Genomic DNA, 9480 nt, shown 5'->3' with positions numbered 1-9480 from the left:
TCCTAGACCAGAAATTGCGATCGCAGGCTCTGTGCAAGTAGTAGCTTCACCCCCTGACAATCTACAGCCCCTAGTGCGCCAGTATTCCTTTCCCCTGGCGGAACTGCTGAAGAAAATGAATCGCTACAGTAATAATAAAATGGCAGAAATGCTAGCGAATACAGCTGGTGGTGCCAAGGTGGTAGCCCGCAAAGCAGCAGAAGCAGCGGGAGTACCCCAATCAGAAATTAGCTTAATCAATGGCTCTGGTTTAGGTGAAGAAAATCGCATGTCTCCTCGGGCTGTCACTGCTGTATTTCTCGCCATTGAGCGCTATCTTCAGCAATACAACATGACCGTTGCTGATGTATTTGCCATCGTAGGACAAGACAAAGGTATCTTAAATGAACGTCCATTGCCTAACTTAGCAGTAGTTAAATCCGGTAGTTTGAATTATGTTAGTACCTTAGCCGGAGCCTTACCAACTCAAACCTATGGCACTGTTTGGTTTGCAGTCATGAATTCAGGGGGAGACTATACCAAATACCGGACTCAACAAGAGATGCTCCTAAAAGAATTAGTAACTAAATGGGGAGTGGTGCAATCTCTTCCTCCTGACATTAAACCATCACCCCAGAGGATCGGTAAGAGGTCGTTTAGTGAAATTGTTAGGTAGTTTTAAGAAAGGGAACAGGGAACAGGGAATAGGGAACAGGGAGTAGGGAGTAGTCAGCGGTCAGCGGTCAGCGGTCAGCGGTCAGCAGTCAGGGGTGGCACAGGCTTCCAGCCTGTGACCTAACTCAGATTAAACTAATGCTTAGGCGCTGCATCGCTTATTCAAAAGCTATTCGCGTAGCGTGCGCGAATGGGCATATGCTAATAGCTGAATGCTAATAGCTGAATGCTGATCGCTGATCGCTTATCTCCCCACTCCCGATTCCCCACTCCCGATTCCCGATTCCCGATTCCCGATTCCCGATTCCCGATTCCCGATTCCCCACTCCCGATTCCCGACTCCCTGCTGTATCCTGGTTGAGTGTTAACAAAACTCTCATTAACTGAGAAATATAGATGGCAAACCCAACCGCAACCCTAGAAACCTCTTTAGGCACAATCACGGTAGAATTGCTCACCGATGTGATGCCAGAGACAGCCGGTAATTTCATTAAACTAGCCCAGTCTGGTTTCTATGATGGTCTTCATTTTCACCGGGTGATTAATAACTTCATGATTCAGTTTGGCTGTCCCTATAGCAAGGATCCCAATAGTCCTCGCGCCGGTACCGGGAATGGTCCTGACGGCTGCATCCAGGATGAGCACCCGGACAATGGCAAAATTTCCAATGAACCAGGTACGTTATCTATGGCAAATACCGGTGCTCCCAATAGCGGTAGTTGTCAGTTTTTCATCAATACACGGGACAATTCCTATCTCGATTGGTTTTCTCCAGGCCCCTCGAAGCACCCGGTTTTTGGTAGAGTGACTGAGGGTATGGATGTGGTGCAAAAGATTCAAACCACCCCTACTGATCGTGGTGATCGCCCCAAAACTCCGGTTAAAATGGTGAAAGTGACGATTAACGAGTAACGTAAGCAATCAGTAATCAGCTATCAGCGGTCAGTAATTAGCTATCAGTAATCAGCTATCAGTAATCAGCTATCAGCTATTGGCCGTAGGCGAAGCTACATCGAACAGCTTGTGAATAATATCAGCTGACGGCTGACCACTGACCGCTGACCGCTAATAGCTGACGGCTGACCACTGACCACTGACCGCTAATAGCTGACCTTTTCTCTTTTCCTAAGATATTCTTGATCAAGCCGAGTTGATATAATTTGACTGTATCACTAGGGGAGCAAATTCTTTAGTGCTAGCGTCTACTGGGAATGGTCTAACTTAGGAACGGTAAAACCCATGAACACATCACCCTGGCTAGCAGCTACTGCAATCACTACAGCTTCTTGCCTTACCTTAGGCGCTATCAATCCAGCAGCAGCGAATACCTTTGGCAACATCGAAGTTAACGAAAACAATTTTATTGCAGTAGCTGCCCCTTTTGGCTACAACCAATATCAATTACTAGTCATTGAGCAGATAGCAAACTGGCAAGCGTGCTGGCGTGAACGTGGCACTAACCCAGTTGTAGTAGAGCCTCTGCTGCTCAACTTTGACTTTACAGGAATTTGTGGGCGCAGTACAGATAGCAATGGCTATTCTATGCGGGTCGATAGTCAAGACTTCGGTCTAGAGTATATGCTCAGAGTGGTTAAGCGGAATGGGGAATTGGTATTAGTAGGCACTCACCGCATTGACCGCAATGCCCCAGACATTGAGCTTGGCCGCACCAGAGGTTTGGCTAATGGCTTTCTCAAAATCTTTCTCGATCCTGGTTGGCGATTTACCAAACGTATGTATCAGGGCAAACAACTAGGTCACATCTATCTTACCTATGGTGCGATCGCTAATACTGTCGCGCCACAATGGACTAGTAGCCCTCAACCCTCACCACCTACTCCCAGCAGGGAATATATTTTTACCAAACCACAAGCCCAACCGAAGACTAGTGGTGAACGTTTTCCTGACACTAGCCCTCAACTTCCAGCACCTGCACCGGCAGAATCCTCAAATGATGGCATACCAGTGTTTGATGGGTCTAATTAAGAATTTCACGGGTAGGGAGATAGGGAGATAGGGAGATAGGGAGATTTTTGCTAATCTAGTTTTTTTTCCCCTAATGAGGTACACACGATTGTATCTCTGTTCCCTATTCCCTATTCCCTTTGAGCAATTTAGGTATCCCAATCTCAATACTGAACAGCTGACCCATCACGCTGAAATCACCTCAAAATCAGAAATAGTCTCAATCCAAACCCGTGCTCCACACTTAAGGGGATCATCTGGACGATACATCACCCGACAGGGGCCATTGACCTCCACCGTATGACCGTAAACATTTTTAGAGCCTCGCTTGACCGTAATCACAGGATTCCGGTCCCCCGTCTTGAGATTGTTGCGAATCACCCTCTGGTTAACATGAATCACTGTCTTAGTGTAATTTGTACGCTTTGACCAGTTCCGTTTTGGTCCGCGAGTGCCAGGAGTCACCACTGGCATACCATCAAACAAAGGAATCACCCAAGTTCTCCCCACCTTATAAGCCCCTTTAACTCTGCCCTTGCCCAGAAGATAACGGACGCGAGTGGCAGAAACACCAAGTAATTCAGCGGCTTGTGCGGTGGAAATCATCATGGCTAATAAACCATTGCTTTAACGATATTATTAAGGTAACACACGTTTTCTGAAAATGCAAGGATTAGGTAAAACTATTGCATTTTCACAATATTGAAGGGATTAGTGGGATTAATGAGATTAGTGGGATAAAAGGGTACTGAAAAACTATTGCATTATCGCAATGTCAAGCAGTAGGGTTAAATGGGAGTAATGAGTTTAATAGAATAAAAGGGTTATCACAAACTATTGCATTTTCACAATTGAGTGCTCAGTGAGTCAGCCAAAGCTTGTAGGGTGGGCAAAAACCGTTTGGTTATGGGTGAGTATTCTAGATCATATAAATTTGCCCACCCTACTCCCTGTTCCGATGATCCGCTGTTCCCTTTGCTAAAGCTTGTAGGGTGGGCAAAAACCGTTTGGTTATGGGTGAGTATTCTAGATCATATAAATTTGCCCACCCTACTTTAATTGGTATTTTTTTTACTGCTCAATCAGCTAAAGCTTGTAGGGTGGGCAAAAACCGTTTGGTTATGGGTGAGTATTCTAGATCATATAAATTTGCCCACCCTACTTTAATTGGTATTTTTTTTACTGCTCAATCAGCCCATGAGGTAGACGGCTCCACTCATTCCACGATCCATCATAATTTCTCACTTTGGGATAGCCGAGTAAATACTTCAAGACGAACCAAGTGTACGCAGAGCGTGCACCAATCGCACAATAAGGAAATATTTCCTTGTCAGCTGTAACACCTCGGCTGCTGTAAAGAGCATGTAACTCTTCTACTGACTTAAATGTACCGTCCTCATTCAAGGTATGAGTATACTCAAGATGCACCGCACCTGGAATATGCCCTCCACGTTCAGCTCCTTCTGGCGGCTTGATCATAAATATCTCACCAGAATACTCTTGAGGAGTCCGCACATCTAGCACCACACAATCCGTTTTCTCTAAAGATGCTTGCACCTCTGCCTGGAAAACTCGTAAGTCAGGATTGGGAGAGGTTGCTTGATAAGAGGTGGGCGGAAAGTTTGACAAGTCTGATGTTACTGGACGACCTTCTGCCACCCATTTCTGATGACCACCGTTAAGGACATACACTTTTTGATGTCCAAAGAGCTTCAGAAACCAGAAAATAAAAGCTCCTGTGCCTGGGTAACTACCATAGGCAATGACGGTCGTTTCTTCGGAAATTCCTGAGCGCGACAACAGTTCCTCAATCGCAGTGGGGTCTAAATTCATTCCGAAGTCGGGCATGGACAGATCAGTGGAGAAATTCCAGAAAATAGCCCCCGGAATATGAGTATCTTTGTAAGATTCTGGACTCATATCAACTTCAACCACACGCACCATCGGATCTTCGAGATGATCCATCAGCCATTGTGTATTGACCAAAACTTCAGGGTGAGCGTATTCAGACATCGGTTTTCTCCTAATATTGACGCTAAAGCTAATATTAGGGAAGGCAGTTTAGCTTGCCCAGTACCCGATCGAGTACACTTTTGGTCATCACGGTCATGACGAGTTCGTTGCAGTTTTTATTTAAAGCCATTCATCAGGTCAAGGATGAAGCAGACTTGCGATCGCGCATTGTCCCAAAAATTGGTGAGCATTTTGTGGCAAAGCGATGGGGCATTTTTTTCTTCGATCAATTGCCTCCAGTTAATCAAAAGCTTAAGGAATCCCTAAAAATCGCCCTATCTATCGACCATAACCCTGTTTTACGCTATGTGGTTGAGCATCACGCTCCTGCCCATGAATCATTGGTAGCATCGCCCAAGGTTTGGGCCTTGATTTGTCCTCGGCCAGATCATTGGCATGTGATGGCAGGACCAATCATCAGCAGTGGTCAATTAGTAGGTGCCCTAGGCTGCACTCGTGAACGGTCAATGCCTGCTTTCAATACACAGAATCTAGCGGATATGAGTGCAGTCTGTTTGCACTTGTCTGTTTGGGCTACAACCGTGCGCTCCCAGCACCAATCTTTCAAAAGCGCACGCTTAACGCCTCGTGAATTGCAAATTGCCGAATTAGTTGCATTGGGACGCACTAACGCAGAAATTGGGACTGAACTTTGGATTACAGAGAATGCCGTGAAGCAAGCTCTCAAGCGAATGTTTCGCAAGCTGAAAGTTTCATCCCGTGCTGAGATGGTTGCACAACTTTGGGTTAAAAAAGCTTACTTATCAAATCAAGCACTATCTCGATTTGACTCGATGCCCAACACCCAACGATAAGCGGCATAACTATTAATTGTGCCGCCATTGCAGGATAACATCTTGTAAAACCTAACCCCTGTAAGATTTTCAATTAGCTTGTCACCCCGTGAGGTTGCCTTCTCAAAATCTCACTATCACTGAAGCAACGGTTTTCTGGCCGAAAAGTGATGACCCTTCCTTTGAGCTAGTGGGTGATTTTCCCTTTCCCAGTTCTGATCACCGTTTAGCTGGCAGGCATTAGAAGCCCCACAACGAACATGCGCAGCATAGGTGCTTAAAGTTACCGTAAGATAGTGGAGCTTTTATGGTTAGTCGGTTATGCGCAAAAGGGTTAAATATGCATGTAATAAAGCTCCACTATCTAAGGTTTCGTTTCCAGGGATGAATTTTGCACAGAGTCTTTTGGGTCCCGAAAGCGAGCTATCAAGCTCCTTATCAACTCTGATTGAGTCATTCCGCGTCGCGAGGCCTCTTGTGCTAACTGTCTTTTCTCAAAATCTGTAATCGAGATTGTTAACTTTTTATTTTTCATTGTGACTTGAAAAATGGCTGTACGTTAACTATAATATTACTAGGTCGATAGATAAGAGGACAAGCAAGGGTGAGAATTGCATATCAGTACCGGCTAAAGCCAACAAAAGATCAAAAAGAAAAAATAGATCATTGGCTCTCAATGCTTTGTGCTCAATATAATTATTTATTGGCTGAGCGATTTTCTTGGTATGAGCAAAATCGCTGCTCAATCAATGCTTGTCCTCTCGTTTGTCATATTGCCGAATTAAGAAACAATCCAGATTACTACTCTCAGAAAAAGACTTTACCAAATCTCAAAAAAACTCATCCCTGGTATAAAGAGATTCATTCTCAAGTACTACAGGATGTAGTAAAGAGAGTAAAACTAGCTTTCGATCGGTTTATAAAAGGAGATAGTAACGGTAAACGAAGCGGAAGACCTAGGTTCAAAAAAAGGCACCGCTATCGTACTTTCACTTACCCTCAAATAAAAGAAGGGTGTCTAGAAGGTAATTTAATCAACCTTCCCAAAATAGGTAAGGTAAAGATTATATTACACCGCCCTATCCCTGTTCGCGAAGCGTCAGCTACCCCGAATGGCTTTAAGATAAAGACAGCTTCAATAACAAAAAAGTGTGATGGTTATTATCTGGTCTTGTCTCTAGAAGATAAGACTGTTCCCGAGGTTAAGCCCGACATTAACCCTGAATCTATAATTGGGATTGATGTTGGCCTTAAAGAATTTTTGACCACTTCTGAAGGGGAAACAGTAAGCATTCCTCAATATTATCGACGGTCTCAGAAAAGGCTAAAAGTCATCCAGAAGAGAGTATCTCGACGAAAAAAAGGAGGAAAAAATAGACTCAAAGCTATCAAAAAACTTGGAAAGCAGCACAAAAAAGTATCGGACAAGCGAAAAGACTTTCATTTTAAGACAGCAAAATATTTGCTGTCAAAATACGATGTAATTGCTCACGAAAAATTAAACGTAAAGGGACTTGTCTTATCCCGATTGGCTAAATCTGTATTGGACGCTGGGTGGTCTAGCTTCCTGACAATCCTGGCAAGCAAAGCCGCAAATGCTGGCTTGTTAGCGATTCCAGTAAGTGCTCAGAATACTTCACAGAATTGTTCCAGTTGTGGCAAAAAAGTCCCTAAAAAGCTGCACGTTCGGTGGCATGATTGTCCTCACTGCGGTTGCAGTTTGGACAGAGATCATAATGCAGCAATAAATATTAAAAATAGAGCGGAAGGGCAGTCCGTTCTTAAAGCCCAGCGCCTCCTAAGGGATACCCGGATTGGCGCTTGTTGCCTACACTGAACCTGCAAGGTCAGTGTAGGAGCTGTCACTATATGTTGATGTTGAGGTAGAGCCAACAGTAGTAGATAGTAACTCGAAAGTTGTCACTGGTATTAACTTCCTTGGAGAGGTTAGTTTTAATACTGGATTGCAGTTTGAGAATACAGAAGTTGGCGGTATCTCTGGTTTAGCCTACGATCCAGCTAATGGTGTCTACTATGGTCTGTCTGATGACCGCAGCCAAAATGCTCCCGCTCGTTTCTATACTATTGATATTGATTTAAGTGATGGTAGTCTAGATCAGGGTGATGTCGGGTTTACAGGTGTCACTACTCTACGGAATGCTAGCGGTGAGGCTTTCCCAGAACGGGCTATTGATCCAGAAGGCATTGCCTTTACTAGTGCTGGAACCTTGTTTATCTCCTCTGAAGGGGATGCTAACAATCTTCTTAATCCCTTCGTCAATGAATTCTCTCTAGCAGGACAACAGTTCAATCAGCTGACGGTACCGGATAAGTTTTTACCTACCTCAGATGGAACAAAGGGCATTCTTGACACTCCCCGCCCTGGAAGGACGGGGATTCTTGCTTCAATGAGGTGACTTGTTTAACCAGGCCGGAGCCAGAAAAAATAGAGGTCTCCTCTCCACAAGCGTACTTGGTCTATGACCTAGGTTTCGGTGTGCCCCACCGTACCTAATATACTTAACAAGTTAGATAAACTTTTTCTTTATCTTATGTTTTCGTAGATATCAAAATCGTTAGATTTGATTATGCAATAAGCTGATATCTTAGCTTATTTTTTACATCATCTACTTATTTTAAGATCATGTTTATCTAGAGTATTAAGTGTTTTATGTTATTATTCTATACTAACACGCTTCGTGAAAACTGTCAAGTTTTCACTTAAAAAGAAAGCCGTCCTATAAGGACGGGGCGCGATTACCCAAAATTTTTGGTAACAATCGTGCCTTTGAAAGTCTTACCATTACCCCAGATGACCGCTTCCTTTATACCGCAGTCGAGAATGCTCTGATTCAAGATGGCTCGGCTTCGACACTAGAAGATCAAAGCCCTGTTCGGATTCTACAGTATGATTTACGGAATTCCCAAAAGCTGAAAGCCCCGTGTTTTTAAACCGGGGATGAAAGCTCGCAGCGACTTTAGTCGCCGTGAGGAAAATTTTGATTAGCACTTTACTTTTTTATACAATTATGATAATATAAAAATATATCGATCCCGTAGCGTAACCAAAGGTTAAGTAGGTCGAGATTCGGTGATTATTTTAGAGTTTAAAGCCAAAGGCAAAGAGTCCCAATATTCAGCTATAGATGAAGCTATTCGGACAGTCAAGTTTATCCGAAATAGCTGCATCCGTCTATGGTTGGACAATAAAGGGACAGGGAAAAGTGACCTGAGCCGGTACTCCAAAATACTGGCCAATGAATTCCCCTTTGCCAATGAATTAAACTCTACCGCCCGTCAGGCTGCGTCTGAGAGGGCATGGTTAGAAGTTACCGTAAGAATAGTGGAGCCTTATTACAAAAGTTTTAACCCTTTTACCCATAGCCAGTCACCCATAAAGGCTCCACTATTCTAAGGTTTCATCTCCGGTCGTCGATTGTTCGCTTCTACGATAATTGCAAGAAAAAAGTTCCAGGTAAAAAGGGTTTTCCTAAGTTTCATAAACGCGCTCGTTCTGTCGAATACAAGAAGTCAGGATGGAAGTTGTCCCCTGACAAAAAGTCGATAACGTTCACGGATAAGAAAGGGATTGGGAAGCTTAAGCTTAAAGGGACTTGGGATCTATGGCGCTTCGACAAGAAACAAATTAATCGGGTTCGGATAGTCCGACGAGCTGACGGCTACTATGTCCAGTTCTGTGTGGCAGTCGTAGCACGCGAAGACTTAAATTCGACTGGTCGAACAATCGGATTAGATGTAGGACTCAAAGAGTTTTATACAGATTCTGATGATCATACAGAACCTAACCCTCGATTTTACAGAAAAGGCGAAGAACGTTTAAAGTTTTATCAACGTCGGGTTTCCCGAAAAAATAAAGGCTCATCCAACCGAAGAAAAGCCGTCAATAGACTAGGCAGGCAGCATCTCAAAATAAGTAGGCAGCGTGAAGAACATGCGAGTGCGATTCGTTGGTTAGAAACCGGTAACGGGGGATTAACCACAAGGACATACCTTGATAACTTGAATTCCATGTTGGTGAAAAACCAACCCTCAA

General features: G+C 44.0%; 11 protein-coding genes and 2 pseudogenes. 10 read left to right on the top strand and 3 right to left on the bottom strand.

Features of this window, described 5'->3' with window-relative positions:
- The 4 genes from F6J99_RS35670 to F6J99_RS35655 form a co-directional block, all read left to right on the top strand.
- Window positions 1-655 (top strand): D-alanyl-D-alanine carboxypeptidase (locus F6J99_RS35670; RefSeq protein WP_293120284.1); only part of this gene is annotated, 655 nt, incomplete at its 5' end.
- Window positions 656-880: 225 nt separating this feature from the next.
- The gene (locus F6J99_RS35665; RefSeq protein WP_293120282.1) at window positions 881-1015 is read left to right on the top strand and encodes a hypothetical protein; all 135 of its coding nucleotides are present in this window, start codon (window positions 881-883) and stop codon (window positions 1013-1015) included.
- A 35-nt stretch (window positions 1016-1050) separates the two neighbouring features.
- Window positions 1051-1566, top strand: a complete 516-nt coding sequence (locus F6J99_RS35660; RefSeq protein ID WP_293120280.1) for a peptidylprolyl isomerase — start codon at window positions 1051-1053, stop codon at window positions 1564-1566.
- A 327-nt stretch (window positions 1567-1893) separates the two neighbouring features.
- Window positions 1894-2640 carry a DUF3747 domain-containing protein gene (locus F6J99_RS35655; RefSeq protein ID WP_293120278.1) on the top strand — a complete coding sequence of 249 codons (747 nt, stop codon included), beginning with the start codon at window positions 1894-1896 and terminating at the stop codon, window positions 2638-2640.
- A 165-nt stretch (window positions 2641-2805) separates the two neighbouring features.
- On the opposite strand, the gene F6J99_RS35650 is transcribed toward F6J99_RS35655, so the two are convergent.
- Both F6J99_RS35650 and F6J99_RS35645 read right to left on the bottom strand, forming a co-directional pair.
- Entirely contained in the window at window positions 2806-3228 is a 423-nt protein-coding gene (locus F6J99_RS35650) for a helix-turn-helix domain-containing protein (protein ID WP_070392246.1), read from the bottom strand.
- A gap of 570 nt (window positions 3229-3798) precedes the next feature.
- Window positions 3799-4632, bottom strand: a complete 834-nt coding sequence (locus F6J99_RS35645) for a sulfurtransferase (RefSeq protein WP_293120276.1) — start codon at window positions 4630-4632, stop codon at window positions 3799-3801.
- 95 nt (window positions 4633-4727) lie between these two features.
- Here F6J99_RS35645 and F6J99_RS35640 point away from each other — a divergent pair, with 95 nt between their 5' ends.
- Window positions 4728-5447, top strand: coding sequence for a LuxR C-terminal-related transcriptional regulator (locus F6J99_RS35640; RefSeq protein ID WP_293120274.1), 720 nt, complete (start codon window positions 4728-4730; stop codon window positions 5445-5447).
- Between the two features lie 343 nt (window positions 5448-5790).
- Here F6J99_RS35640 and F6J99_RS35635 read toward each other — a convergent pair whose 3' ends face one another.
- Complete coding sequence (locus tag F6J99_RS35635; protein ID WP_293105118.1) at window positions 5791-5961, bottom strand: ribbon-helix-helix protein, CopG family; 171 nt, start codon at window positions 5959-5961, stop codon at window positions 5791-5793.
- A 69-nt stretch (window positions 5962-6030) separates the two neighbouring features.
- Here F6J99_RS35635 and F6J99_RS35630 point away from each other — a divergent pair, with 69 nt between their 5' ends.
- The 5 genes and pseudogenes from F6J99_RS35630 to F6J99_RS35610 form a co-directional block, all read left to right on the top strand.
- On the top strand, window positions 6031-7263 hold the full coding sequence (locus F6J99_RS35630; RefSeq protein WP_293120272.1) for a transposase: 1233 nt from the start codon (window positions 6031-6033) through the stop codon (window positions 7261-7263).
- Between the two features lie 127 nt (window positions 7264-7390).
- Window positions 7391-7843 (top strand): esterase-like activity of phytase family protein, encoded by a 453-nt coding sequence (locus F6J99_RS35625; protein WP_293120270.1) that lies wholly within the window; start codon window positions 7391-7393, stop codon window positions 7841-7843.
- A 289-nt stretch (window positions 7844-8132) separates the two neighbouring features.
- The gene (locus F6J99_RS35620; RefSeq protein WP_365974941.1) at window positions 8133-8378 is read left to right on the top strand and encodes an esterase-like activity of phytase family protein; all 246 of its coding nucleotides are present in this window, start codon (window positions 8133-8135) and stop codon (window positions 8376-8378) included.
- 139 nt (window positions 8379-8517) lie between these two features.
- A pseudogene (locus F6J99_RS35615) lies at window positions 8518-8748 on the top strand (RNA-guided endonuclease TnpB family protein); the annotation flags it as partial.
- A gap of 107 nt (window positions 8749-8855) precedes the next feature.
- Window positions 8856-9383, top strand: a pseudogene (locus F6J99_RS35610) (transposase); the annotation flags it as partial.
- Between the last annotated feature and the right edge of the window lie 97 nt (window positions 9384-9480).

It is taken from the genome of Moorena sp. SIO4G3 (assembly GCF_010692305.1).
In the GTDB taxonomy this organism is placed as follows: Bacteria; Cyanobacteriota; Cyanobacteriia; order Cyanobacteriales; family Coleofasciculaceae; genus Moorena; species Moorena producens_A.
The sequence above is the reverse complement of the archived record's forward strand: the minus strand, read 5'-3'. Positions and strand labels throughout refer to the sequence as shown.

Excerpts from the sequence above, each read along its gene's own strand:
- F6J99_RS35665 (WP_293120282.1), top strand. The coding sequence starts at position 881 with ATGCTGATCGCTGATCGCTTATCTCCCCACTCCCGATTCCCCACTCCC.
- F6J99_RS35660 (WP_293120280.1), top strand. The coding sequence starts at position 1,051 with ATGGCAAACCCAACCGCAACCCTAGAAACCTCTTTAGGCACAATCACG.
- F6J99_RS35655 (WP_293120278.1), top strand. The coding sequence starts at position 1,894 with ATGAACACATCACCCTGGCTAGCAGCTACTGCAATCACTACAGCTTCT.
- F6J99_RS35650 (WP_070392246.1), bottom strand. The coding sequence starts at position 3,228 with ATGATGATTTCCACCGCACAAGCCGCTGAATTACTTGGTGTTTCTGCC.
- F6J99_RS35645 (WP_293120276.1), bottom strand. The coding sequence starts at position 4,632 with ATGTCTGAATACGCTCACCCTGAAGTTTTGGTCAATACACAATGGCTG.
- F6J99_RS35640 (WP_293120274.1), top strand. The coding sequence starts at position 4,728 with ATGACGAGTTCGTTGCAGTTTTTATTTAAAGCCATTCATCAGGTCAAG.
- F6J99_RS35635 (WP_293105118.1), bottom strand. The coding sequence starts at position 5,961 with ATGAAAAATAAAAAGTTAACAATCTCGATTACAGATTTTGAGAAAAGA.